The organism is Mariluticola halotolerans, from assembly GCF_021611515.1.
Lineage (GTDB): Bacteria > Pseudomonadota > Alphaproteobacteria > Rhizobiales > Devosiaceae > Mariluticola > Mariluticola halotolerans.
Map to the genome: position 1 here is coordinate 1,972,025 of NZ_CP090960.1, position 26,041 is coordinate 1,998,065.

The following is a 26,041-nucleotide window of genomic DNA, read 5'->3' on the forward strand; positions in this document are numbered from 1 at the left end:
CACCATGATGCGGTGACCATTTGAGCAGGGGACGGGGCATGGATACGCGACAAAAATTCGGGATCGGCATTGTGGGCGCGGGCATGGCGGTGACACCCCATGTGCGGGCGCTCAAAGACCTTGAAAAAACGATCGCCGTGCGCGGGGTTTATACGCGCAACAAGAGCAATCGGGAGGCGTTTGCCGCCGAACATGGCTTTGCGGCAGTGGACAGCTATGAGGCGCTGCTGGCTGATGACAGCGTGGATGCGATTTTGCTGCTGACACCACCAAATGCGCGCCTGGAACTGGTGCGGGCGGCGGCTCAGGCGGGCAAGCATATTCTGATGGAAAAGCCCGTGGAGCGGACCACGGAAGCTGCGGCCGAGATTGTGGAAATCTGCGAACAGGCCGGGGTGACGCTTGGGGTGATTTTTCAGTTCCGGTTCCGCGAAGGGTCGCTGGCGGCACGTGAGCTGATGACAAAGGGCGATGTGGGCCGGTTGGCGAACACAGTGCTGGTGGTGCCCTGGTGGCGCTCTGCGGATTATTACAGCGAACCGGGCCGGGGCACGTTTGCGCAAGATGGCGGCGGGGTGTTGCTGACCCAGGCAATCCATGCGCTGGATTTGATGCTGTCGCTCACTGGCCAGGCCGAAAGTGTGCAGGCGGTGGCCGGCACCACGCCCCTGCATGATATCGAGGTTGAGGATTTTGTCAGCGCCGGGTTGCGGTTTGAAAACGGGGCGCTGGGTGCCATTATGGCAACAACGGCGGCCTTTCCCGGCGATCATGAATATCTGCTGCTCAATTGCACAAAGGCGTCGTTGAAACTGAGCGGCTCCGTGCTGACAGTGTATTGGCATGACGGGCGGGTGGAGACGGTTGGCCAGGAGACAACAACCGGGGCCGGCGACAACCGGATGGCGTTTCCGCATGACTGGCACAGGGCGCAGATTGCCGATTTTGTCAGCGCGGTGCAAAGCGGGCGCGCACCGGCTTCCACCGGCCGCACGGCGCTGCGGGCACACCGGCTGATCGATGCGATCCTTACATCATCGCGTGATGGTGCACGGGTGGCGGTTGTGCAGGATTGAGCGTGATGGCACAGCAGATTGCAACGCTGACGCTGGTGGTGGCAGACTATGATCCAGCGATTGCCTGGTTCACCGAGAAGCTGGGATTTGCGCTTTTGAGCGACACTGATCTGGGGGACGGCAAGCGCTGGGTTGTGGTTGGGCCCAAGGACGGGAACGGGGCGCGGCTGTTGCTGGCGCGGGCCACCGATGATGCACAGCGCGCCCGGATTGGCGACCAGACCGGCGGGCGGGTATTTCTGTTTCTCGAGACCGACGATTTCGCGCGGGATTATGCAGCGATGCAGGCGCGCGGGGTGCGGTTTCTCGAGGCGCCCCGGCACGAGCCTTATGCCAGTGTGGCGGTATTTGAGGATTTCTGCGGCAATCGCTGGGACCTGTTGCAGCCCAAGGGCTGAGATCAGGCCACGTCGGCGGCTTTGGCCGTGGGCGTGCGCCCCATATTGCGTTGCAGATAAGCGCGGAAGGTTTCGGTATCGGCGGGGCGGGCGAAAAGAAAGCCCTGGGCCAGATCACAACCTTGCTGCATGAGAAATGACATCTGCTCGGGCGTTTCCACCCCTTCGGCCACCACCTCGGCATTGGCGGCGTGACCGGCGGCAATGATGGTGTTGATGAGGTCACGCTTTTTGGCGCTTGCCTCGATCCCCTCGATGAAGGTGCCATCAATCTTGAGCCGGTCGATCTCGAGTTCGGCGAGATATTGCAAACCGGCGATGCCGCGCCCGAAATCATCGAGGGCCACGCGGAACCCCAGGGCCTGAAGCGCCCGCACGGTCTCGAAAGCTGTCTTGCGGTCTTCGACCAATAGTGCACCGGTGATATCGATTTCGAGCCGCGCGGGCGAGAGCCCTGCCCTGTTGGCGACGCCGGCCAGATAATCGGGGAAATCACCGGCCTGCAAATGCTGGCTGGAGATGTTGACCGAGATGATGAAGGGGCTTTGCAGCTCGACTTCCCAGCGGGCGGCTTCGGCGCAGGCCTTGACCAGAACCATGCGGTCGATGTCGTAGATCGCCTCTGATTGTTCGGCGAGAGGCAGGAATTCGTGCGGCATCAGGATGCGTCCTGTCTCCTTGTCGTTCCAGCGCAGAAAGGCTTCCGCTCCTGAAAGGCTTGCCGTGCGCAAATTGAAGACGGGCTGCCAATAGAGTTCAAATTCATCATTGACGATGGCCTGACGGATGCGGGCATGGCTTTGAATGCCATCATCAGTGGTTGCCGCCAGATCCGCGTCATAGATCATCAAGCGCGCGCGGCCGCCCTGCTTGGCCTGATAAAGGGCAATGTCGGCATTGCGCATCAACATGGCGATGCTGTCGCCATGCTCGGGGAAACAGGCGACGCCAATACTGGCACCGAGTCGCATTTGCTGGCCGTCGATATTGACCTTGGTGTTGAGGCCTTTGTGCACTTCGCGCCGCAGGGTTTCGCCAGCTTCCGCGTCATCGACGATGGCGATGAGGGCCATCTCATCGCCGCCAATGCGGACCGGCGCAACGAGGGGCTTGCTCTCGAACGTGTCGAGCACCCCGGCGACATGGATGAGCACGGCGTCACCGAACTGGTGGCCATAGGTGTCATTGATGGATTTGAAGCGGTCGAGATCAATGACCATCAACATCATATGCCGTTCACTCTCACGGGCGGCCCTGAGCATCTTGCCGCCATTGCGGGTGAGCCAGGCGCGATTTTTGAGCCCGGTGAGGACATCATGATTGGCTTGAGACTTGAGCCGCAATGCCGCCTCGTGCCGCTTGATCAGCAGAATAATGGCGACGGCCCCGACGATAAACAAGAGAATGAGCAGAATGAACATGGCCTGGGTAAGCCGGAAGAGATGCACCTCGGCGCGGGCCATTTGCGCATCAAGACCATTGCCATAGCCGTAATAGACCTCGTTCATTTCCGATTGCAGGGCGGCGGCCAGGCCGGCAACACGCTGCAATTCGGGTACATCAAGGGGCAGGCCGCGGGCGAGGATGGCATCGACATCGGCGACCAGCACCTGCATGCGGCTATCAATACCTGTGTAGCGCGGCACATCTGTATAAAGGCGGGCATGGTCTTCGGCCGTAAAGCGGATAAAGGCCAAATCGTTGGCCAGGGCAAGCGTATCAACGCTTTCCGGCCTGTCAGGGGCGACGATGGCCTGATTGAGCGCTGCATTGAAGCGGGTGCTGTCGAGCAGGGTGGCGTTGACCTGCCGGTAGGCATAGAAGCCAAAATTTTCGAAGACCCCGGCAACGTTGAGAAGCCCGGAGCCCAAGGTCACGATAGTCAGGCACAACATGGCGATTGCGACCGTCAAACCCAGCAAGAAACGTTTTGTATAATTGGGTTTTTCGCGCATCGGCGGCATGATCTGGCCCTCTTCCGCCCTAGTTCACAGCTTCGATCGAAGCGATGAGCCAGATCCAGCGCGATTGATAGACAGGATCGGCAAAAGCGGGATGGGCAAGCCGGGGATAAACCATACGGACCGGCCCCTGATCGCGGCGGGTGAGCAAGGCACCATCGCGGCGGGTGGCGAGCATGGCCGGGCCGGACAGCCAGTCCTCGCGCGGGATTTCAACGGTAAAGCCATCAATGGCCCGGACCCGGATCGCGGCCGCATCACCAAGACCGATATAGGCGACCACATCGGCCAGCAGCGGCCCCTCGAAAATGAACTCTCCCGCTTCCCAGGGCGAGGTGGTTTTGGTGCGGTAAACCCCAAGCCCTTCAATCTCGGCAAGGCTGACCGATTGCACCTGGCCCTCGATCAACACCTCAAACGCCTTGCCCTCGGGCGCGTCAAACCGGACCAGAGGCAATTCGGCCGCCATTGCGATGGCGGGCATCGTGAACAAGATCAGGACGCTGATAAGGCGGGCAGTTGCGCGCAGATAAGCCATATTGCCACTTGTTTTACTCGAGCGGACGCGTCCCCGCACTTGTGGCCAGAATCGGATGATCCGGTGAATGTAGAGTTAACAAACCCTCTATTTCTGGAGTTTTATGGTCCAAAAATAGGACGCACCTATTTGATCCCGATCAAAGCCGGGACGGCATCGCTCAGGCAAATTGCGCAAAACCATGCTGAAGGAGACCGAGGATGCCCGCAGAATCCATTCCCACCGTTGCTACAATCGCTGTCGTTTTCTTTGTGTTTATGGCTGTTCTGGGGGTCAGCGCCTGGTGGTCGCGCTGAGCAGGCTACCAGTCGAACGGCTCGACGCTGATCCGCTCACCCACAAGGAATGCATCGGCCATCAGGCGTAGCGGTGTGCCATGGGTATCTGACTGCCCGGACTGCAACAGCGCATCAAACCGCTCATAGATGGCCTCATATTCCATTGAGGGTTCTTCAACCGTTACCTTGCCGTCTTCGATCAGGCGCGTGCCCCCTGCCTCAAGCTGGAGTTTGCGGCCTGTTGCCGTTTCGATGGCGAGCGACCATATTTCGCCGCTTTCCTCCAGCCAGTTGAACCCGGCGCTGATGGTCGGCCCGTCGGGATCATTGGTCTTGAAGGTAATTTCGACATCGATCGGGGTCTGCCGGTTGGCGGGCACCCGCAGCACGGCCTTGCCGACGAAAACCGGCATGGGCGTTATCGCGGTCAGGATGGACAGGGCGTTGATGCCCGGATCACACACACCGAACCCGCCGGGCGCCCAGACCCAATCCTGCCCCGGATGCCATTTGCGCACGCTTTCGCGCCAGTCTATGCGAATGGATTTCACCCCTTCGCGGCCAAGAATATCGCGGGTGCGGGTGACGGCGGCGTTGAATTGTGAGTGCCAGGTGGCGAACAGGACACGCCCGGCCCTGTCAGCCTGGGCAACCATATCGTCAAATTCGGAAATGGTGGCTGCGGGCGGCTTTTCGATCAGCACATGTTTGCCCGCTGCGAGCGCCTCGTGCACGAGCGCCGGGCGCACGGCTGGCGGCACGCAATTGGCCACCGCGTCGAGATCGGGGAAGGCTTCAAACAGCTCGGCCTGGGTGCGGAAAGTGGGCACATCACCGACGGGAACACCACGCTGGCTGACAACCGCGACCAAATCGAAGGCCGGGTTTTTTGCGATGACCGGCAAATGCTGATCTTGTGAAATCTTGCCAATGCCAACCACGGCGATGGTGTGTCTTGCCATTTGTCCCTCCCAAGGCGAATGCTGGTGACATGAAACAGATTGTTTGGCAGGCTGCAAGCCCCGGGGCGTGTGCTGGTGTGCCGCCTTCTCAGTTCCAGGTCTCCCCGATATTCAAAATATGTCTGAATGGGGTATGCCGTGGGCCTGATTTAAATGGGCGACCGGCGGGCGCGCTTCTGCCGGGTTGCGGTTATCCGAATGGCATATCGGGCACAGGTTTTTTAACCAAGGCACGCGAGATGACCCGTATTCAAGGCAGCCGCGATTGTGGCAATTCGCCGAAAAATCAATTTGTTGAGGATGCAGCGATTGCCCTTGAAACAGGGGCCGGGCCAGCGACGCTCTGGAGCGCGGATGTGATCTGGCAGCGCATTGCTGAGAACCCTATTAGCGGGAGGGACGCGGTTTCAAACCTGCTCGCCAAAAAACCTGCGCCAGCAGAGATCGTTATCGAGCATGCCATATCGCATGGCAAAGTGGGCGCTGCCTGTGGCGAGACCATTCTTGTGTCCGGGCAAAAGCGCCGTTTCAGCCACGTTTTTGAATTTACCAGCGCCAAGGCGGATTGCATTGCAACGATAAAGAGCTATGCCTGATATTGTAAAAGCTCTGACCGGCAGGCCGGCTCGACATCAATGCCGGATGGCGGTGGGGGCTGCGGGGCTGCCGCGATCAACAGCACCAATGCCAAGGCGCTCGCGCATGAACATCTGGTTTTTGGTCAGATCGGCAATGGTGTAATTGCCCAGTGCATCAAAGAACGCCTCGAGCGCGGCATTGAGCGCGCGGTTGAAATCGCAATTGGCGACCAGCGGGCAAAGCGTTTCTGCCCCTTCAAAACATTCGGCGAGCGCGAAACTGTCTTCAGTGAGCTTTATTGCTTCAACCAGGCTGATTTCGTGTGCCGGGCGGGCAAGCTTGATGCCGCCATTACGCCCGCGCAATGTCTTGATCATGCCCCCTTCGACCAGCGGCTTGATGAGCTTGAACAAGAACAGCTCGGATATTGAATAAGCCTTGGCAATGTCACTGACACGACTGAGATTTGGCTGATTTACTGCACAATACATTAGGGTGCGCACGGCGTAATTCGACTGTTTAGTTAGCCGCATAAAAGCAAAATCTCCGAGCCCGCACGAATATTTAAGCGTATTTCTGGAGAGCTTTAGCTAAAACGAATGAATGCCTCAAGTCCGGAACTGCCACATTTTGACCGGCTGACGAAAGGTGAATGTTTTTATATTTTTAAAACAAGTAGTTAGAAGATTAGAATGATAAAATTTAGCAGTTAAACCGGGGTTACTTTCCCCCCTGCCGGGAGAGTGCCTGAGGCCGGAAAACCCGGCGCAGGCGCAAAACACCCGTCGCCTGAAGTGATTCGTTGGGGGTGCTGTGGCGGTCTTGAGAGACCGCCAATAGCCACTGATTGACAAGCATAGCCGTGCTCAGGCCGCACGGGCCTGGGGGTTATACGCTTGGGTATCTGACAGAATGCGCCCCGGGGACAGGGCATTCCGGCGCCAGAGCGGTGCCGGTCTTGCCGTCTGTCGTGCCCTTGCGCGCAACGAGAATTGCGGGACAGGGACCCGACCGGTGCCTGTTTCCAGACAGGGCAAGTGGGATCCACTTGCACCGGTTGCGTTTTTAGTCAGCGTCCTGGGCTTCAAGCACCTGAACGAACTGGACCATGGCTTCGCGCACATGCATCAAACGGGCACGGGCGTGATATTTCTGGTCAAGCGAAAGACGGGTGTCCCGCAGCTTTGCCTGCTCGACATTGATCGCCTCATCGAGCTTGGCCAACTGGGCCTCGATCGATTCGATGTCCGCACGGTGACGGCTCATCTGGTGCTCAAGTTCGTCGTGGCCTTGCGTTTCGGGACGCTTGGTCGCGCTGGCGGGCTGACCTGCAACTTCGGTGATTGACCGGATTGCAAGCTTGCTCGGGTCTTCTGCTTCGGCGCGAGGCGCGGCGTGAGCGGCGGTCGCATTTTCACGCTCACTGTCTTCACGCAGCTTGCGGATAGCACTATCGAGATCCATGCATTCCTCCATGGGTATACTGTGCGAGCAGCCCGGGGCGGCAAATCCACCCAGACCGGCTTGTGGCCGGCATGCCCTTCTCCCGTGGTTGGGATTGTCTCACTGAAGAGGGGCGCAGCACCGCTCGAACGGCGTTTACTAATCAACTCAATCTTCCATCCGTGCTGTGGATAAAAGACTGTCCCGTTCTACTGCCTGAAAAATGTGGCGGCTGGAAGCAAAGGACTAATTTTTAGTTAACGTAAGTGCTTACCAAACAAGGTAAAATACGTGAAGCTACGGAATGTGGGGGGATGTTGTGACCGGTGTAGCCCAATCAATGACCGGGTGCAACTGCTGTGTGCGCCGGTGGTGATATTGTGGGGACAAGACGGCGTGTCGGCGCTGACAGGGCGCGGAAACGCGGCCGCGCTCATTTTTAATAATCATTATAATTCAATAGCTTAAATCACAAACCGATGGGTTTCTTGTAAAACCTGAGACGGTGTGAACCGGCCCGCCTGCCGGGGGCGGACGGGTTTCTGTGCGGTTTGGAGCAAGCCGCATTTCCATCGCCGGCAGCGGGGCTTGTGGCCAGGTGGCGCTATCCGGCACAAAATCCAGGCCCGCGATGCCCATTGCACGAAAGCGTGATCGCCCCGCCGCGTGACGGATGGATGGCGGCAAATGGTTAACGCGGATGCAGCATCAGGCGCCGGTTTCCTCGCGCAGCAGCTCCAGCTCCAGCCATTCGTCCTCGCAGGCCGACAGTTCGGTTTGCAGCTTGTCGAGCTGTTTGGTGAGTTTTGCGAAACCTTCGGGGTCTTTGGCATAAAAGTCGGGCGCTGCCAGTTTTTCCGATGTGGCGGCAATGCTGGCGGTCAGATCCTTGATGCGGCCCGGCAGGGTTTTGAGCGCGTGCTGCTGGTTGAAGGAGAGCTTTTTCTTCTTCGGTGGCGGGGGCGCGGTGGGGGCGAGGCCCGCTTTGGGTTTGCGCGCTTCGGAGGCCGCGGCGCGGGCGGCGACATCGGCGCCGCGCTGGGCCAGCATATCGGCATAGCCGCCGGCATATTCGCCCCAATGCCCATCGCCTTCAAAGGCGAGGATGGAGGTGGCGACCCGATCAAGGAAATCACGGTCATGGCTGACCACGATGACGGTGCCGGGGTAATCGGCGATCATTTCCTGCAACAGATCGAGGGTTTCCAGATCGAGATCATTGGTCGGCTCGTCGAGGACGAGAACATTGGAGGGCAAAGCCAGAGCGCGCGCCAGGGTGACACGGGCGCGTTCGCCGCCGGAGAGCTTGCTGACCGCTGTGCCGGCCTGTTCGGGCGCGAACAGGAAATCCCTCATATAGGAGATGACGTGGCGCGACTGGCCATTGATAAGAATGGTATCGGCACCGCCCCCGGTGAGGGCGTCCTTGAGAGTGGTTTGCGGCTTGAGGCTTGAGCGCTGCTGATCCAGCGTTGCGACCTCGAGATTGGTGCCCAGCTTGATGGTGCCGCTATCGGGCTGCAAGGTGCCGGTCAGCAGCTTGATTAGCGTGGTCTTGCCGGCACCATTGGGGCCGACAATGCCAAGCCGGTCGCCGCGCATGATGCGCAGGGTGAGATCGGTGACGATGGGGCGGCCATCATAGCTTTTGGAAATATTCTCGGCATCGACAATGATCGCGCCGGAGGTTTTGCCTTCGGCCACGGCCAGTTGCACATTGCCGGTTTGGGCGCGCTGGTTGACGCGCTGTTCGCGCAGGCCCGCCAATTCGGACATGCGGCGGACATTGCGCTTGCGGCGGGCGGTGACGCCATAGCGCACCCAATGTTCCTCGCGCACGATCTGGCGGTCGAGCTTGTGGCGTTCCTGCTCTTCTTCTTCCAGCGCCTTGTCGCGCCAGGCCTCGAACCCGGCAAAACCCTGATTGAGACGGCGCGAGCGGCCGCGATCGAGCCAGAGGGTTTGGCGGGTGAGATCGGAGAGGAAGCGGCGGTCATGGCTGATGATGACCAGAGCGGAGCGCAAGGACGCCAGTTCTGATTGCAGCCATTCAATGGCGGGCAGATCGAGATGGTTGGTCGGCTCGTCGAGCAGAAGAATATCGGGCTCGGGGGCAAGGACGCGCGCCAAAGCGGCGCGGCGGGCTTCACCGCCGGAGAGCTGACTTGGGTCCTCGGTGCCATTGAGGCCGAGATGATCGAGCAGGTATTGGGCGCGATAGGCATTGTCGCCGCCCGTGAGGCCCGCCTCGACATAATCAAGGGTGGTGGCAAAGCCGGAAAGGTCCGGCTCCTGGGGCAGGTAGCGGATGGTGGCGCCGGGCTGGATGAAGCGTTCGCCGCTATCGGCCTCGACTTCGCCGGCGGCGATTTTCAGCAGGGTGGACTTGCCGGAGCCGTTACGGCCGACCAGCGCAATCTTTTCGCCCATGGCCACGGACAGGTCCGTTCCCTCAAGCAAAGGGTCGCCGCCAAAGGTCAGATTGATGTTTTGAAGCGCCAGAAGGGGAGCGGCCATGGTTCGTCTTTATGTCATGAGGTGTGTCGGGCGGCAGGCATGTCAGGAAAACGCGGCACATGCAAGGCCGGGTAGAAGTCAGGGATGCTGCATGGCGCGGAATTTGGTTCCGAAACCCTCGTGGTTCGACAGGCTCACCATGAGGGTTTGGGGGCCACAAAAAGGCTTCTTCGCACCGCCGAGGCGGTGCACTGGATTCCCGTTTTCACGGGAATGACGTGGTGGGTGTGGCAGGCGAAGGTTGAGTGGCTTTAATAATCCTGCTCGTAGAAAATGCCAACGCTGGTTTCGCCATCGCTGGTGGCGGAGCCGCGGGCTTTGAGCGTGTCGGTGAGATCGAGGTCGAGGGAGACCTTGCTCTTGCCCTCGGCCCCGGCCTGCACGCTGACATAGATATTGTCCTGCAGATAGCGCCCGGCCTTGACCGCGGCATTGCCCTCTGAATCGGTGACGATATCAAGATCATCAAGGCCGGTTGCCTCGCGCAGATCGTCTGTGAGGGAATTATTGCCTCCTCCGGCGAGTTCTGCAGCGGCAGCGGCAAGCTTGGCCAATTGCAATGGCGACAGATCGCCCAAAGCGCGCTTGAAGATGAGGAGCGACAGCACTTCATCCTGCGGCAATTCGGGGTCGGACGAAAACTCGATATCGAGATCGGAGACAGGACCGGTGACGGTGACGAAAACGGTGGTGTCGTCCGCCGCTGACGATGCTGTGAGGTCGATATAGGGGTTGAGGTCGCCAACAAGGGTGACCGAACCTGAGGTGAAGGTGATGCGCTGGCCGAGAATTGTCAGGCGGCCACGGATCAGTTCAAAGCCGCCAACGGGCTGGATATTGGTGGCGGAGCCGGTCAGACGGAGCGCGCCACCCAGTTCGGCATCGACACCACGCCCGCGCACGAAAATGCGGCCAGGGGCTGTGACATTGATATCAAATTGCAGCACGCTTGGGCGCTGGTTGCTGGTTGAGGACGCCTCGTTGCCGCGGGTGCGCGCCAGGGTGCGGGTGACGGGAATGGGCGCGTTGACGTGATCAACCGCGATCAGCGGGCTATTGGCCGGGCTGAAATCGGGGATGGAGATTTCGGCGCGTTCCAGATTGATATCGCCGGACAAAAGCGGGTCGCGCAGCAGCGCGCCGGTGACCGCCAGATCGCCAGAGGCGGTGGCGACAAACATATTGCCATCGGCATAGCGGGCGGCATTGAGGCGGACGCGGATATCGGCCGGGAAATTGGCCGCCGCATCAAGCCCGACTGTGCCGCTGGCGCTGACAGAACCGCCGGTGGCCAGATTGCCCGTGAACTGATCAATCACCAATCGATCGCCATTGAGGCTGAGACTGGTTGTGATTGATTGCAGGCGCAGATTGGTTTGCGGGTCGATAATTTCGCTATTGGCGGTGGTGACCGCACCATTGAACAGAGGCTTGGCGAGACTGCCGGTGACCCGGGCATTGATGTTGGCGGTGCCCGATATCTGGGTGCCGCGCTCACCCACGATACGGTTGGCAAGGGTCAGGGGCACTGTGCCGGTAACGGCGAGATTGCCGCTGGAGCCGATCAACGGCATGGTGCCATTGGCGCTGGCGGCAAGACCTGAGGGGCTGTTGACCTGAAGCGCTGCGAGGGTGAGCGTTTGCTCAGCGAAGCTGCCACTGGCGCTGGCCGTGAGCGGGGTGATGCCATAGGGCGCAATCATTTGCGCGACGATATTTTTGGCATCGATATCGAAGGTGATCTGCGGGTCGTCAGAAGTGCCGGACACCCTAACCGTGCCATCGAGCGTGCCACCCAGACCGAGATCGGCGCGGATGGTATTGGCAATGGAAAGCGGCAGGGCGGTGATGGCAACGCCCAGATCAAGCCTTGTGCCCGCCGTGCCCGAGGCGGTGACGCGGCCCCCACCGACATCAAGCTGCACATCATCAAGAGTGACTGTTTCGTTGATGATGGTCAGGGCGGTTGGCGCGATCAGACGGGCGGACAGGGAGCCCTGGTCGAGTGCGATCTTGTCGAGGGCGATACGATAGCCCTCCCCGACCGGTGTCAGGCTGCCCGAGAGGGACGCATCGGTGCCATTCTCAAGGGCGGCGTCAACCGAGAAGCCGGTTGTGTTGGTGGCATGGGCGGCTTCTGCGGCGAGTGTTTTGATGTCGATGCCGCCAGCGGAAATATCCGCGCCATTGAGCGTGCCATTGACGGCCGGGACGCCAAACAGATCGGCGATGACGGCATTGACATTTGCGGTACCAATGGCGGTGCCCGCGGCTTTAACAGCACTCAGATTGGCGGTGACGCGTGCCTGTTGCTGGCCACCATCCGGCGACAGGGCAATGCTGGCATTGGCAGCACCAGTGGCCTCGGTCAGCAAAAGGGCGGCGGCCATGGACAGGTCGGTTGAGGCCAGATCAAGCTGGCCGGTCAAAAGGCCATCGGCGGACTGGACCAGATCGCCGGTGAGACTGGTGCCGACAATATCGAAGTTGAGCCCGGTCAGCCTGTTGACGCCATCGGCCACGGCAATCGCAGACTGAAGGCTGGCACGATAGCCATCAAGAAAGGCATTGCCGGTGAGCTGCCCCTTGAGCCCGGCATCGCCCGCACTGCCATCGAAGCCAAGACGGCCTTCGGTGAGCGTGCGCCCGGCGAGTTTGCCATTGGGCACATTGGCCGTGAGCTTTAAGGCGATGGGACCATCTGCGCCCTTGGCTGTGCCAATGACACTTAAAGGCCCTGAGGCATTGTCCGAGAGACGGGCGAGATCATCAAGATCGAGGGTGAAGGCGAAATCGGCCGCTGTGCTGGCATAGGTGCCATTGGCGGTGATGCGGGCGCGCTCGTTGACGATTTGAAAGGCGCGGGCGCTCAGGCCATTTTCTGAACGGCCAATGCGGCCTGAAAGCCGGGTTTCGCCGGCCAGAATATTGTCGGCGGCGGCAATGCCAAAGCCGAGGCTGTTGGCTGTGCCGGAAAGACCAAGATCGAATGCGCCGGTGAGCAGTTCCAGCGTGCCATCGATGACCAGATTGGCCGCGCCGGACAATTGGCGGCCAGCCAGACCGGAGAAAGGCGCAAGGCTTGGGGTTTCAACCGAGACCGCGCCATTGAAGATGAAATCGGCGATATTGCCATCCAGCGCCACATCAAGCGCCTTGCCTGCGACACGCGCCTCGGCGATTTGCAGCGGTGCATTGGCACTCCAGAGACCTGCAAGACCAAGGCCGATTTCGGTGCCGAGCGCATCGGCAATTTGCGGATCCCTTGCGGTGATGCCGGTGGCGGCACCATCGGCATTAAAGGTGACACGGCGGGTTGCCGGGTCGTTTAGATTGAGCGCAGCGCCCTGCAGATCGAGCCTGATGTCTTCGGCACCAAGACTGCCATTATCGAGACCATCAATTGTGAGGGCACCGACCCAGGCATCACTCTTGCCATAATCGATGGTGAGACGGGCGCTGTCGATATTGGTGGTTTGCCCGGAAACAGGCAGGAGGACCGGTGCACCGGCGCTATCTGCAATGCGGGCATCGAGATCGAGCCGGGTCAGAAACCCGTCGCTGGCGGTATCGGCACTGGCCGAGAGCGACAATTGCCCGCCAGCCAGTTGCAGATCATTGAGCGCGAGACCGCCACTGTCGCGCAACAGGGCATTGGCGGTGAGCTGGGTTTCTTCACCGAAAAAGGCGCGATAGACCGGCGGGATCAGATTGGCGATCGGGCCGCGCATATCAGCATTGATGGCGAGACCATCACCGACCCGCGACAGCTGCGTGCGCCCGGTGAGCGCGCGGGTGCCATCGGCATCGAGGGTCAGGCTGGCGGCAAGAGAATCGACCGGGCCGGAACCCTTTATGTTGAGCACAATTGCGGGACGCCCGGTGATATTGAGCAGGTTGGCGACGACGCCATCCCTGTTCTCGGTCAAAGCGATATCGAGATCGATATTGCGGTCTGAATTCTGATACTTGACCGCTGCGACCAGACGCCCGCCGGGACCATCCTTGCGGGTGATATCGAGATTGGTATCAAGCGAGCCGCCTTCGAGCACAAGCCGGCCCTCGATGGCGACTTCGGAACCAAGGCCAAACACCTCTTCGCCAAAGGTGACGCTTGGGACGGAAAGCTGTTCAAGCGTGACGGCGACCGGCAATTCGGGCACTTCGAAACCACCCGCTTCGGGCGCGGGCGGGGTGACGCCTTCGGGCGGGATGGAGGGGCGGATATAATCGATTGAATCGGCGGTGAGGCTGTTGATTTGCAAACGCCCGGTAATGAGGGCTGTCTGGTTCCAGTTCAGCTTGGCATTTTCAATACGCAGCCAGACACCCTCATCATCGGCAAAGGTGATTTCGGCAATCGCCACATCGGAGGAAAGCGCGCCTTCCAGCCCGTTGAGCGAGATGCGGCGCTCAGGCGTCGACAGGCGATCCTCGACAAAGCGGAGGAAGCCCGATTTCTGGGCCTGGTCGTCTTCCTGGGCGATCAGCGGCACGGCGATGCCGAGGGTGACGACGAGGGCTAAAAGTGCGGCAAGCCGTCTCAAAATGCCTGTCCTATGCCAACGTAAAGGGCGTAATCTGGGTCCCCTGCCCGCTTGTTGATGGGCACGGCGACATCGAGGCGCAAGGGACCGAAGCCGGTATAATAGCGCAAGCCCGCGCCAACACCGATGCGGGTGCCTTCGGCAAGCCCGGTGAAACTGTCGGCGGTGACATAGCCTGCATCCACGAAACCAACGACGCCGATATTTTCGGTGATTTTGGCCCGCGCCTCAATGGAGGCCTCGGTGAGGAATTTGCCGCCGGTGACACTGCCGCCGGGACCATCGACACCGATAGAGCGATAAGAGAAGCCGCGCACCGAACCGCCGCCGCCGGCAAAGAACAATTTGTCGGGCGGGGTTTGGGAGATATCCGGACCGAGCAAGGCACCGACCTTTAACCGGCCCGCGAGCACGAAGCGGTCATTCTCGCCAAAGCCGAAATAGGTGCGTGCTTCAGCCGTCATCAAGGCGGCGGCATTGCCATAATCGAGTTCGTAAAATGGTTCGACGGTCAGATTGGCGTAAAGCCCTTCGGTGGCATCTGTGCTGCTGTTGCGGCTGTCAAACGTGGCCCCGCCATAGACCCCGAGCGTTGTGAAATCGCGGGTGCCATAGGCATCGTCAAAGAAGTTGGCGCGCTTGGCGGCAACCCCGCCCTCAACGGAAAGCTGGGACGAGAATTCATGGGAGAGACCAAGGCGTCCCTCGATGGAGGTTTCCGTGTAGCGGGTAAGCACGGCGCGCTGGGCCACCAATGAGGCGACAAGACTGGTATCGGGTGTGAACAGGCCCGGCTTGGTGAACGTGCCGCCGAAATAATAATCGAAATCGGCGCTATCGATGGGGAAGGCAATGCCGGCCAGTTTCGCATCCAGCCGCAGGTTTTCGCCCTCGCCGAACAGGTTGCGGTGCAGCCAGAAGGTTTCCAGACCCAGACCATCGGTGGTGGAGAAAGTGGCACCTGCGCCAATGCGGCGGGCGGCACGTTCCTGCACGATGACGGTCAGGGGCAGGCTGCCATCGGCAGCGATTGCCGGATCCTCGACAATCTTGACGGCGGTGAAGACGCCAAGATCAGTCAGCCGCTCGCGGGCGCGGGTGATGTCCGCAGGATTGTATTGTGCGCCGGTGACGAGGCCGGTCTGACGGGCGACGAAATCGGGCTTCATGTCGCGCGTGCCCTCGACAGTGACAGCGCCGATTGTGGCACGGGCACCCGGCGCAATGGTCAGGGTGACATTGACGCGATTGGTTTTGTGATCGGCGACAATATCCTGATTGGCGATTTTCGCCTTGGCATAACCTTCACGACGCCAGGCGTCGGTTGAGATGCGGGCAGCGCGGCGCACGGCACCGGAGCGGGCAATGGCACCGGTGGCGAACCCGGCATCGGCAAAGGCGTTCGCGTCGACATTGGCCTGATTGTCGATGGTGATGGCGCCGAAGGTGAACTGGGGACCTGTATTGACGCTGACGCGCACGATGGCGGGATCGGCAAGATCGGCATCGGGGGGCAGATCGGTTGCTTCGGTGCCATCGACATTGATGGAGACGGTGCCGCCATAATAGCCCTCGGCATAAAGCGCGGCGACGATGCGGCGGTAATCGGTGCGGGCGCTGGCTAAAAGCCCGGCGGCCCCGGAGGCGACGCGGTCGCGGCCATCCCAAAGGGCAGAGGCATTGCGGGCGTTATTTTCAACGGTCTCATCACCGCCGGTGACTTCGAAATCGACGGTATAGGGTTGCGGATCGGCAATGACCGCGTCGGCATCGAGCGCGTTCTGATCCTCGAACAGGGTGATGCCCAAAAAGGTGAACGCCATGGCGGGCAGCGGCAACAGGGTTGCGGCCGTCAAAGCGCTCAACACGAACAGGGATGATCGCCAACCGCGATATCTCAACTGACCCAACCTTCCAACCCCTGACGGGGGTACGCACGACAATCAAACAGCGGCGGTTTGCCCAATCCCAGGCCCATTGCACCTGAGATCTTTCAGGCCGCTGCGGATACTTATCGCTAATACTTAGGACAAATGCGGCCAAATTTCCATTCGGCAAAGCACGCCGAATGCAAAAAAGCGCATCATGCTTTACGGCACGACGCGCTTTTGTGTGGCTGATGGGGCCCGGCAGCCGGAAAGAGCCGCCGGGCGAAGGGGCTTATCCCATTGTTGGCATGACGAATTCGGGATCATTGCGCATGCCCGTGGGCCAGCGGGTGGTGATGGCTTTGAGGCGGGTATAGAAACGCACGCCCTCGGCCCCATGCATGTGATGATCGCCAAACAGCGAGGCTTTCCAGCCGCCGAAGGAATGGAAGGCCATGGGCACGGGGATCGGCACATTGACGCCGACCATGCCCACTTCGATATCGTGCGAGAAGGCACGGGCCACATCGCCATCGCGGGTGAAGACGGCAACGCCATTGGCGTATTCGTGCTGGCCGATCACATCGACCGCCTCATCATAGGTTTTGGCGCGCACGACCGAGAGGACCGGGCCGAAGATTTCGTCTTTCCAGACGGACATGTCGGTGGTGACATTATCGAGCAGGGTGCCGCCGATATAATAGCCGCCCTCATAGCCCTGCTTGTCCGTTTTAAAGGTGCGGCCATCGACGACGACTTTTGCGCCTTCCGCCTCACCGGCATCGATATAACCCTTGACCTTTTCCAGATGCTGGGCGGTGACGAGCGGGCCCATATCGGTGGCCTTGTCGGCAGCGGGGCCGATCTTGAGGGCGTTGATTTTGGGGATCAGCTTTTCGATCAGCGCATCGGCCACCTTGTCGGTGACCGGGACGGCGACGGAAATGGCCATGCAGCGTTCACCAGCCGAGCCGAAAGCTGCACCCATCAAGGCACCGACGGCCATGTCGATATCGGCATCGGGCATGATGACCATGTGGTTTTTGGCGCCGCCCAGAGCCTGGACGCGCTTGCCATTGGCGGTGCCGGTCTGGTGGATATAGCGGGCAATCGGGGTGGAGCCGACAAAGGAGATGGCGGCCACATCGGGATGTTCAAGCAAGGCATCAACCGCCTGCTTGTCGCCCTGAACCACGCCGAAGACGCCTTCGGGCAGGCCCGCTTCGGCCAGCCATTCGGCCATCAACAGGGAGGCGGACGGATCGCGCTCGGAGGGTTTGAGGATAAAGCAATTGCCGCAGGCGAGCGCCACCGGGAACATCCACATGGGCACCATTGCGGGGAAGTTGAACGGGGTTATGCCGGCGACGACGCCCAAAGGCTGGCGAAGGGAATGGCTATCGACATTGGTGCCGACATTTTCGGTGATTTCGCCCTTGAGGAGATGCGGTGCGCCGACGGCGAATTCGACCACTTCAAGGCCGCGGGTGACTTCGCCCAAAGCGTCATCATGGGTTTTGCCGTGTTCGGCGGAAATCGCCTCGGCCAGTTGATCGCCCCGTTCCCAGAGGATGGATTTGAACCGGTCGAGAATGCGGGCGCGGCGGAGCGGCGGGGTTTTGGCCCAGGCTGGCCATGCGGCCTTGGCGGCAGCGACGGCGGCATCGACTTCGGCGACCGAGGCGAGCACGACGCTGGATTCGGACTTGCCGGTGGCCGGATTGTAAACCGGCTGGCTGCGGCCTGACGTGCCGGCAACGCGCGCATTATTGATGAAATGACCGATCTCGGACATGGCTTGCTCTCCCGTGATTATTGGTTGCCCCGGTTTTCGGCCTTTAATTTACGCATAGCAATCTGCTAAAACTCAATTCTGGTTTGTAAATTTGCATAAAGGTCGCGGGATGAACTGGGAAGATGGCAAGCTTTTGCTGGCGGTTTCGCGTCAGGGGCAGATGCTGGGCGCGGCCAAGCGGCTGGGGCTGAACCAGGCGACGCTGAGCCGGCGCATTGCGGCGCTCGAAGCCGAACTGGGCACGCAATTGGTGATCCGCCATGCCCATGGCTGCACCCTGACCGCCGACGGGACGGCGCTGGTGACACGGCTGGAGCGGGTTGAATCTGAAATGCTGCTGGCCCGCGCCGATTTGCAACAGACCGGTACGCAGGTTTCGGGCGTGGTGCGGATTGGCGCGCCGGACGGGTTCGGGGTGAAATTTCTGGCCCCCAAACTGGCGCTATTGGCAGAACAGCAAAAGGGGCTGACGCTGCAACTGGTGCCGGTGCCGCGCAGTTTTTCGCTCTCAGAACGTGAGGCGGATATTGCGGTGATGGTTGGGCGGCCCGAGACGGGAAGGCTGGTGGCGCGCAAGCTGACCGATTATACGCTCGGGCTTTACGCCGCCCCCGATTATCTCGCCCGGTTCGGCACGCCTGAAACGCTGGACGACCTCGGAACAGGACACCGGCTGGTGGGGCATGTGGATGATCTGATCTATGCGCCGGGGCTCAACTACAGCCGCGAATTCTTGCGCCATTGGCAATCTGCCATCGAGATTTCGAGCGCCATTGGCCAGACCGAGGCAGTGCGCGGGGGCGCGGGGATTGGCGTCTTGCACGATTATCTGGCGCTGGGTGATCCGGGACTGGTGCGGGTATTGCCGCAGACCTTTATTGCCCGCGCCTATTGGGTGGCGATGCATGAAAGCTTGCGCAATGTAGAGCGGGTGCGGGTGGTGGCGCGGTTTTTGGCGGAGATTGTGCGGGAGAACCAGAGGGCGTTTACGCGGGGGTGAGCGCTGGCTTTTTGCCGTGACGATTTCGTCCCCTGCCCACCTCGACGGGACTTGTCGCACACTCCTTCTTGACACGCACCTTCTTTTGTAACATAAATAGTTACATGAAACGAGACAGCCGCCTTTCCTCTGTTCTGCATGCCCTGCTGCATATGGCCGAGCATGACGGACCCATGACTTCTGACGCGCTTGGGATGTGCCTTGGCACCAATCCCGTTGTGGTGCGGCGAACGATGGGGCTGTTGCGCGAGGCGGGGCTGGTGGCCTCGGAACGGGGGCATGCCGGGGGGTGGCGGATTACTGCTGACCTGTCGACGGTGACGCTGCGCCAATTGCACGATGCGCTCGGCGAGCCGGCCTTTTTTGCCATTGGCAACCGTAACGAGGCACCGGGTTGCCTTGTGGAGCAATCGGTGAATGCGGCGCTGGATGATGCTTTTGCCGAGGCCGAGGCGCTGCTGCTTGATCGTTTCGCCACAGTTTCTCTTGCCGACCTCGCCGCCGATTTTGCACGGCGACACGCAAAATGGCGGGCACAAAAGGAATAAGACATGACACATGATGTGATTGTTATCGGGGGCAGCTATGCCGGCATGGCAGCTGCCCTCCAGCTTCTGCGTGCGCGCAGGAATGTTCTGGTGATTGACGCTGCAGAGCGGCGCAACCGGCTTGTCAGCCATGCTTACGGGCTTATCGGGCAGGATGGCGTTGACCCAGCAGAGATTGCCAAGACTGCGCGCACCCAGCTTGAAGCCTATCGGAACCTGAGCTGGATTGATGGGCGGGCTATTGCGGCAACGGGCGCGAAAGATGATTTCAGCGTGACGCTGGAGGATGGGCAGGTGCATCGCGGGCGGCGCATTCTGTTTGCGAACGGGGTGACTGACAAACTTCCCGAGATCGACGGGCTGATGGCACGCTGGAGCAAAACCGTTTTTCTTTGCCCCTATTGCCATGGCTATGAACTGGATGAAGGCGAGATTGCGGTAATCGCGACCGGACCGATGTCGGTACATCAGGCAGAACTGCTGCCCGAATGGGGCCAGGTGACGTTTTTCACCAATGGGGCGCTGACAATTGACCCGGAAACCCGGCAGAGATTGACCGGGCGCGGGGTGACAATTGAGGAGACGCCCATTCTGCGGCTTGATGGTGTGGCAGATGTGGTTTTGACCGATGGACGGCGATTGCCGTTTGCCGGGATTTTTACCGCATCGCAATGCCGCCCCTCCAGCCCGGTGGCCGAAGAGATGGGCTGCGCGCTGATGGAAACGCCGATGGGGGTTTTGATTGAGACCGATGAGGGCAAGGCGACCTCCCTGCCCGGCGTTTTTGCCTGTGGCGACACGGCGCGTATGCCCCATTCCCTGTCATTGGCGATTGGTGACGGGGCCTGGGCGGGCGCGCAAATTCACCGCTCGCTGGTTTTTCCGGAGGCATGAGATGACGTCATTTTCTGATCCACAGGCGGTTTCTCTCTACGCTGACAATGCCGTGCGGCAAGTGCCCGGCTATCACCATTTGCAGACAATGGCGGGGCTGTTACTGGCCGAGCGCGCGCCAACGGATGGGCGCATTCTTGTGTTGGGTGCGGGCGGGGGGATGGAGCTGGAGCTGTTTGCCCGCATGCAGGCGGATTGGCGCTTTACCGGCGTGGACCCATCGGCGGAAATGCTGGAACTGGCGCGCACGCAGCTTGGCGCACTGGCGCAGCGGGTGGCGTTTCATCACGGCTATATTGATGACGCGCCGGAGGGGCCGTTTGACGGGGCGGTTTGTCTGCTGACCTTGCACTTTTTGCCCGAGGTGGAACGCCGCAAAACGGTGGCAGAGGTCTATCGGCGGTTGCGGCCCGGGGCGCCGTTTGTCGTGGCGCATCACAGCTTTCGCCGGGATGGCGATGAAACGGAGAAATGGCTGAAACGCTATGCAGCTTTTGCCATTGCCTCCGGGGTGCCGCAAGCGCAGGCGAACGGGGCTGTGTCGGCAATGGCGGAAAAACTGCCCGCGCTTTCACCTGCCACAGATGAAGCGATTTTGCGGGAGGCCGGATTTGCGGACGTGGAACTGTTTTATGCCGCGTTCTCGTTTCGGGGCTGGGTGGGACACAGGGGTTGAACCCCACCCCGGCCCCTGAACCGGACATAAAAAAGCACCGCTCTCCCGGACGCTGGAGAGCGGTGCGCATAACGCTGGCAGGTGGTCCGCCGCGTTATTCGGCCTGAAGGGCCTCAAGGTTCTGCTGACCATCGGGAATGTTTGTCAGCAGCGTTTCCCAAGAGCCCTTGGCCTTTTCCTTGAAGCCAGCCAGATCGGGTTCGACGATTTCGATACCGGCCTGTTTCAGGGCTTCAAGACCTTCAACATAATTGGCTTCGTAAACAGGAATGGACGCTGCGGCGGCATCCTTGCCGGCCTGACGCACCATTTCCTGCTGCTCGGGGGTGAGCTTTGCAAAGGAGGGGCCGGACATGACGATGGCGGCACCCATATGGTGGACGCGGGTCAGGTTGTAGAAATCTGTGGCTTCAACAAACTTGTCCTGGATCAGCTGTTCCGGGGATGCTTCGGCACCATCCACAACACCGCTTTGCAGGGCGAGGAAAACTTCCGAATATGCCATCGGCGTGGACTGTGCGCCAAGCGCTTCATAGGCACCGACAAAGCCCGGGCCCTGAATGACGCGGATCTTGAAGCCGTTCATGTCTTCATGGGTGCGCACGGGCTTTGTGCCATAGACATTGCGCTCGAAGACCGAGAGGAAACCGAGGCCGACCAGATCGTGATTATCGATATAGCCGAGCAGCTTGTCGCCTGCCGGACCCTGAAGGGCGGCATTGGCGGCAGCCACATCCGAGAACAGGTAAGGCAGGGAAAGAACGGTGAGTTCGGGCACTGTGTTTTCAAGCGGGGGTTCGCCGGTGACAACCACATCGAGCGCGCCGGAGCGGGCGTTCTGGATCATCTGCACTTCGCCGCCGAGCTGGCCGGCGGGGAAGATGCTGACGGTGATTTCACCATTGGAGCGCTCTTCAACCGCCTTGGCGAATGCCGTGGCCGCAGCCTGATAATGGCTGTCTTCGGTGAGCACGTGGCCCAGGGTGAGTTCGACGGCCATTGCAGAGGTGGACAGCCCCAGCATGCCGAGTGTTACGAGCAGGCGTTTTGTGATCAATTTCATGATACTTTTTCCTTGGTTACAGCAGTGCAGTTGAGAGGATGGGCAGGTAGGAAATCAGCGCCAGATTGACGATGAGCACAGCGATGAAGACGAGCAGTGAACGGATCATCTGCTCAACCTTCAGCCCAGCCACTTCGCTGGCGATGAACAGGTTGACCCCGATGGGCGGGGTGAGCATGCCGATGGCCAGATTGGCGATCATGATGATGCCGAAATGGACGGGATCGATGCCAAACGAGGCGGCGACCGGCACAAGGATTGGCCCCAGAATGACAATGGCGGCCAGGGTTTCGAGGAACATGCCGACAACCAGCAACAAGATGTTGACCAGGATCAGGAAGGTGATCGGGTCCTGGGCGATCATGGAAATCCACAAGCCCACTTGTTGCGGTATGCGGTTGATGGTGAGCACGAAGCCAAAGGCTGCCGCGACCGCGACGATGAGCAGGATGCCCGCCGAGGTGAGCGCCGAGCGCACGAATACCTGACCCATTTCGGGCAGGCTGACTTCGCGATAAACGAAGAGGCTGACAATCAGCCCGTAGCCCACGGCGACCACTGAAGCCTCGGTGGGGGTGAAAATGCCCGAATAGATGCCGCCGAGAATGAGCACCGGCATGAAGAGCGCCAAAAGCGAATCCCACAGGGCGGAAAATACACCGGCAATCCACTGGCGGGGGCTGACCGCCTCGGTTTTGTCAAAGCCGGCAACTGCCGCCCAGACGAGCACAAGAAGGATCAGGGAAGAACCGATCATGACCCCGGGGATGATGCCGGCGATGAACAAAGAGCCGATGGAGACATTGGTGACCAGCCCGTAAATGATCATCGGCAGGGAGGGCGGGATGATGGCACCCAGCTCGCCCGAGGCGGCGACAAGGGAGGCGGCGAAGGGCTTTGGATAGCCCTTTTTGGCCATGGCGGGGATGGTGGTGGCGCCCACTGCCGCGGTGGTGGCGGATGAGGAGCCGGAAATGCAGGCAAAAATCATGCTGGTGAGGACGGCGGCGGAACCCAGGCCACCGCGCAGCCAGCCGACCAGCGCATTGGCCAGCCGCACCAGACGGGTGGAGATGCCCCCGGCCTGCATGATGTTGCCGGCCAGAATGTAAAACGGGACGGCCATGAGCGAGAAGCTGTCGAGGCTGGCGAACATGGACTGGATGGCGGAGACGGATGGCAGGCCGCGCTGCCACAGGCCGAAAAAGGAAATCAGGCCCAGTGTGGCGGCCACCGGCACGCCAATGGCCAGAAGAATGGCAAGGAGCAAGGGGATGAATGTGATGGCCATCAGCTGTTCCCCTCTGTGCCGGTTTGAAGGGAAGAGATGCCGTGTTGCGCGCTGAAGACATCGCGGGCGAAGAGGCAGAGATTGAGAAGGGAAAGCGCGGCACCGACCGGCATGGCGGCATAAACCAGCCCCATGGGGATGCGCAGGACAGTGGCCGTCTCGCCCATGGAGGCGATGGCCCAATTGGTGCCGAGCAGCAGCAGGATGGCAAAGAATGTTGCCGTGAGGGCCGTACCGGCCAGGACAATTGCCTGGCCGGTACGCGCGGGGAGGATATCCGGGAGGATGGTGATCGCAATCAATTTGCCATGCCGGCAAAGGACCGCTGACCCCAGAAAGACGGACCATGTCATCAGAAAGCGGGCGCTTTCTTCTGTCCATGGTGCCGAGATGATGATGCCGAGCGGGGGCAGAACAAAACGCACCCCGATCTGTATCAACACCGCCGCAGTTGCCAGGCCCAGAAAAATGGCAACTGCGGTAGAAACCCCTCGATTGAGGGCCTCGCACATAGTCTGGAATCTCATCAACATACTCTCCCCTTGTTCGCTTCCTCTAATGCCGGACCGGCCTAGAGCGCTTTGAGAGCGACGAGGGTGTCGTTGATGACCTTTGAAACATGCGCGCGCTCTTCGCCTTCAAGCGGCAGGCGCGGGGAACGCACCCATTCCGGCGCGCCACTGACAATGTGTTCGGCCAGCTTGATGTATTGCACCAGCTTCACATCGGTATCGAGGTGGAAGGCGGGTGTCAGCAGGCGATAAAGCACCAGCGCCTCAGCGAATTTGCCGGCGTTGAGCAGGTTGAGCAATTTGACACATTCATTGGGGAAGGCATTGGTCATGCCCGATACCCAGCCATCGACGCCAAGCGCCACGCTTTCGAGAATGAGATCGTCAACGCCGCAGAAGACTTTGTAGCGGTTGCCAACGGTATTGTAGATGTCAGTTACGCGGCGGATATCGCCGGTTTCTTCCTTGAAAGCGACAAGTGTGTCGACATCGGCCAGGGACGCCATCATTTCGGGGGTGACGTCGACCTTGTAGGCGATGGGGTTGTTGTAAATCATGATCGGCAGATCGGTGGCAGCACCCAGCTTGCGATACCATGTTTCGGTTTCGCGGCGGTCGGTTTTGTATCCAGTTGAGGGGAAAGCCATCAATCCAGCAGCGCCCCAGCTTTGGTAGCGCTTGGCGGCGGCTGTTGCGTCGTCAATGGTGACCTCGGCCAGACCCGACAATACCGGCACGCGGCCATTGGCGGTTTCAATCGCGTTGCGAACCACTTTTTCCTTTTCTTCCAAGCTCATGCAGGGATTTTCGCCGAGCATGGGCAGCACGATGATCGCGGAAACACCGGCCTCGATCATGCGCTCGTAGGACGCGCTGCAGGCGGCCAGATCGAGCGCGCCTGTTTCTGTCAGCTTGGTGGTGGCAGCGGGGAAAAGCCCGGTAAAGTCCATTTCTTCAACCTCGTAAGATGCAGAATCGCAAAAACTGTATCCATTTTTTCAAATAAGCGGATGCGAGTCTAGCGAATTTTTGCAGAGATTGACGTTTTGATGACTATGGATGGCGGGCCGAGGGCTGTTGCGGAACGCCGAAAGCGGGCCGCGCGGCGCGCCCGCGAAGGCACCCGTAAAGCCTGGGGCGCGCTGAAAATCTAGCGCGTGCGGGCGCGAAGAGCGGGGTGCAGGTTGGAGATATCGCCCTGCAGATCACGGGCCACAGCAACGCTCTCTGCCAGCTTGTCGGCAACATCGAGAATGTGGCCCGTCAGCAAGGCGCTGGCGCGCTGGATGTCTTTTGCCTTGCACAGGGACAACAGTAATTGATGCTCGGCCCGCGCCTTGTCCTGCCCGGCTGTCAGGCGCAGATGAACGCGCAGGTAGCGATCATTTCCTTCGTGAATTTTCTCAAGCATTTCAATGGTTGAGGCTTTGCCAGACGGCATATAGAGCGCCTTGTGAAAACGCCAGTTTGCCTCACCCCAGCCATCAATGCTCGTTGTGTTCATCTCTTCGATAACGCTGGCAGCGGCGGCAAAATCAGCTTCCCCCATAAAGGGAATGGCGGCGGTCAACAGCCACGGCTCGATCACCGAGCGCAGCTCAAAACTCTCGCGAATGCGGTCGACCGGCATTTCCGCCACCATGGCACCGCGCCGGGGAATGGTGACCACCAGCCCCTCGGCCTCAAGCTGGCGCAAGGCCTCGCGCACAGGAATACGGCTACAACCAAGCTCCGCCGCAAGCGGCTCCTGCCGCAATGCCGCACCATCCGGATATACGCCCGAGAGAATGCGTTGCCGCAACAGGGCAACGATTTGGTTAGGCGCGGCTGGAGGCGACTTGGTCATGACGATTTTCTGTTATTTTTTGGATCCAATAAATACGCTTATGTTTTTCAAAACCGCGCGTGTCAAGTGAGGTCCGCGGCGCCTGCCCTGCGCGGGATGGACGGGTAAATGCCATTCTCAATGAAAACTGGCTTGAAAGCTCGTCGGCATCAACGACACATGCGCTTCCAGCGGGGGCCGCAACTCAAAGGCTTTGAGCTCACGGCACCCTTTTTTCACAAAGCCACCCGGTTACCTGCGTGCTGTGTA

21 protein-coding genes are annotated in these 26,041 nt (G+C 60.2%); 7 read left to right on the plus strand and 14 right to left on the minus strand.

The window, feature by feature from the left end; all coding sequences use genetic code 11:
- Positions 1 to 38: 38 nt before the first annotated feature.
- Both L1P08_RS09435 and L1P08_RS09440 read left to right on the plus strand, forming a co-directional pair.
- Complete coding sequence (locus L1P08_RS09435; RefSeq protein WP_303616773.1) at positions 39 to 1,076, plus strand: Gfo/Idh/MocA family protein; 1,038 nt, start codon at positions 39 to 41, stop codon at positions 1,074 to 1,076.
- A 5-nt stretch (positions 1,077 to 1,081) separates the two neighbouring features.
- Positions 1,082 to 1,474 (plus strand): VOC family protein, encoded by a 393-nt coding sequence (locus L1P08_RS09440; RefSeq protein ID WP_303616774.1) that lies wholly within the window; start codon positions 1,082 to 1,084, stop codon positions 1,472 to 1,474.
- Between the two features lie 2 nt (positions 1,475 to 1,476).
- Here L1P08_RS09440 and L1P08_RS09445 read toward each other — a convergent pair whose 3' ends face one another.
- The 3 genes from L1P08_RS09445 to L1P08_RS09455 all read right to left on the minus strand — a co-directional run bounded on the left by L1P08_RS09445 (position 1,477) and on the right by L1P08_RS09455 (position 5,213).
- A complete protein-coding gene (locus L1P08_RS09445) occupies positions 1,477 to 3,438 on the minus strand; it encodes a putative bifunctional diguanylate cyclase/phosphodiesterase (RefSeq protein ID WP_303616775.1) in 1,962 nt (653 codons plus the stop codon).
- A 19-nt stretch (positions 3,439 to 3,457) separates the two neighbouring features.
- Positions 3,458 to 3,973 carry a putative pterin-binding protein gene (locus L1P08_RS09450; protein ID WP_303616776.1) on the minus strand — a complete coding sequence of 172 codons (516 nt, stop codon included), beginning with the start codon at positions 3,971 to 3,973 and terminating at the stop codon, positions 3,458 to 3,460.
- 301 nt (positions 3,974 to 4,274) lie between these two features.
- Complete coding sequence (locus L1P08_RS09455; RefSeq protein WP_303616777.1) at positions 4,275 to 5,213, minus strand: Gfo/Idh/MocA family protein; 939 nt, start codon at positions 5,211 to 5,213, stop codon at positions 4,275 to 4,277.
- A 239-nt stretch (positions 5,214 to 5,452) separates the two neighbouring features.
- Here L1P08_RS09455 and L1P08_RS09460 point away from each other — a divergent pair, with 239 nt between their 5' ends.
- Positions 5,453 to 5,809 (plus strand): hypothetical protein, encoded by a 357-nt coding sequence (locus L1P08_RS09460; protein WP_303616778.1) that lies wholly within the window; start codon positions 5,453 to 5,455, stop codon positions 5,807 to 5,809.
- 36 nt (positions 5,810 to 5,845) lie between these two features.
- Here L1P08_RS09460 and rirA read toward each other — a convergent pair whose 3' ends face one another.
- The 6 genes from rirA to L1P08_RS09490 all read right to left on the minus strand — a co-directional run bounded on the left by rirA (position 5,846) and on the right by L1P08_RS09490 (position 17,962).
- The gene (rirA, locus tag L1P08_RS09465; RefSeq protein WP_303616779.1) at positions 5,846 to 6,325 is read right to left on the minus strand and encodes an iron-responsive transcriptional regulator RirA; all 480 of its coding nucleotides are present in this window, start codon (positions 6,323 to 6,325) and stop codon (positions 5,846 to 5,848) included.
- Positions 6,326 to 6,857: 532 nt separating this feature from the next.
- Positions 6,858 to 7,256: a hypothetical protein gene (locus L1P08_RS09470; protein WP_303616780.1), complete on the minus strand. Its 399-nt coding sequence runs from the start codon at positions 7,254 to 7,256 to the stop codon at positions 6,858 to 6,860.
- Positions 7,257 to 7,943: 687 nt separating this feature from the next.
- Entirely contained in the window at positions 7,944 to 9,752 is a 1,809-nt protein-coding gene (locus L1P08_RS09475; RefSeq protein ID WP_303616781.1) for an ABC-F family ATP-binding cassette domain-containing protein, read from the minus strand.
- Positions 9,753 to 10,003: 251 nt separating this feature from the next.
- The gene (locus L1P08_RS09480; RefSeq protein WP_303616782.1) at positions 10,004 to 14,299 is read right to left on the minus strand and encodes a translocation/assembly module TamB domain-containing protein; all 4,296 of its coding nucleotides are present in this window, start codon (positions 14,297 to 14,299) and stop codon (positions 10,004 to 10,006) included.
- Entirely contained in the window at positions 14,296 to 16,209 is a 1,914-nt protein-coding gene (locus tag L1P08_RS09485) for an autotransporter assembly complex protein TamA (protein ID WP_303616783.1), read from the minus strand. The genes L1P08_RS09480 and L1P08_RS09485 overlap by 4 nt, the downstream gene beginning before the upstream one ends.
- Positions 16,210 to 16,459: 250 nt before the next feature.
- Entirely contained in the window at positions 16,460 to 17,962 is a 1,503-nt protein-coding gene (locus L1P08_RS09490; protein ID WP_303616784.1) for a CoA-acylating methylmalonate-semialdehyde dehydrogenase, read from the minus strand.
- A 109-nt stretch (positions 17,963 to 18,071) separates the two neighbouring features.
- On the opposite strand from L1P08_RS09490, the gene L1P08_RS09495 reads away from it, so the two are divergent.
- The 4 genes from L1P08_RS09495 (at position 18,072) to L1P08_RS09510 (ending at position 21,080) form a co-directional block, all read left to right on the plus strand.
- Positions 18,072 to 18,962, plus strand: coding sequence for a LysR family transcriptional regulator (locus L1P08_RS09495; RefSeq protein ID WP_303616785.1), 891 nt, complete (start codon positions 18,072 to 18,074; stop codon positions 18,960 to 18,962).
- A gap of 104 nt (positions 18,963 to 19,066) precedes the next feature.
- Complete coding sequence (locus L1P08_RS09500; RefSeq protein WP_303616786.1) at positions 19,067 to 19,510, plus strand: RrF2 family transcriptional regulator; 444 nt, start codon at positions 19,067 to 19,069, stop codon at positions 19,508 to 19,510.
- A gap of 3 nt (positions 19,511 to 19,513) precedes the next feature.
- Positions 19,514 to 20,404, plus strand: a complete 891-nt coding sequence (locus L1P08_RS09505) for an NAD(P)/FAD-dependent oxidoreductase (RefSeq protein ID WP_303616787.1) — start codon at positions 19,514 to 19,516, stop codon at positions 20,402 to 20,404.
- A gap of 1 nt (position 20,405) precedes the next feature.
- Positions 20,406 to 21,080 (plus strand): class I SAM-dependent methyltransferase, encoded by a 675-nt coding sequence (locus L1P08_RS09510; RefSeq protein ID WP_303616788.1) that lies wholly within the window; start codon positions 20,406 to 20,408, stop codon positions 21,078 to 21,080.
- 94 nt (positions 21,081 to 21,174) lie between these two features.
- Here the strand turns inward: L1P08_RS09510 and L1P08_RS09515 are convergent, their stop codons facing one another.
- The 5 genes from L1P08_RS09515 to L1P08_RS09535 all read right to left on the minus strand — a co-directional run bounded on the left by L1P08_RS09515 (position 21,175) and on the right by L1P08_RS09535 (position 25,792).
- Positions 21,175 to 22,143, minus strand: a complete 969-nt coding sequence (locus L1P08_RS09515) for a TRAP transporter substrate-binding protein (protein ID WP_303616789.1) — start codon at positions 22,141 to 22,143, stop codon at positions 21,175 to 21,177.
- Positions 22,144 to 22,159: 16 nt separating this feature from the next.
- Complete coding sequence (locus L1P08_RS09520) at positions 22,160 to 23,434, minus strand: TRAP transporter large permease (RefSeq protein ID WP_303616790.1); 1,275 nt, start codon at positions 23,432 to 23,434, stop codon at positions 22,160 to 22,162.
- Entirely contained in the window at positions 23,434 to 23,961 is a 528-nt protein-coding gene (locus L1P08_RS09525; RefSeq protein WP_303616791.1) for a TRAP transporter small permease, read from the minus strand. The genes L1P08_RS09520 and L1P08_RS09525 overlap by 1 nt, the downstream gene beginning before the upstream one ends.
- Positions 23,962 to 24,005: 44 nt before the next feature.
- Positions 24,006 to 24,896 carry a dihydrodipicolinate synthase family protein gene (locus L1P08_RS09530; protein WP_303616792.1) on the minus strand — a complete coding sequence of 297 codons (891 nt, stop codon included), beginning with the start codon at positions 24,894 to 24,896 and terminating at the stop codon, positions 24,006 to 24,008.
- Positions 24,897 to 25,096: 200 nt separating this feature from the next.
- Positions 25,097 to 25,792 carry a GntR family transcriptional regulator gene (locus tag L1P08_RS09535; RefSeq protein ID WP_303616793.1) on the minus strand — a complete coding sequence of 232 codons (696 nt, stop codon included), beginning with the start codon at positions 25,790 to 25,792 and terminating at the stop codon, positions 25,097 to 25,099.
- Between the last annotated feature and the right edge of the window lie 249 nt (positions 25,793 to 26,041).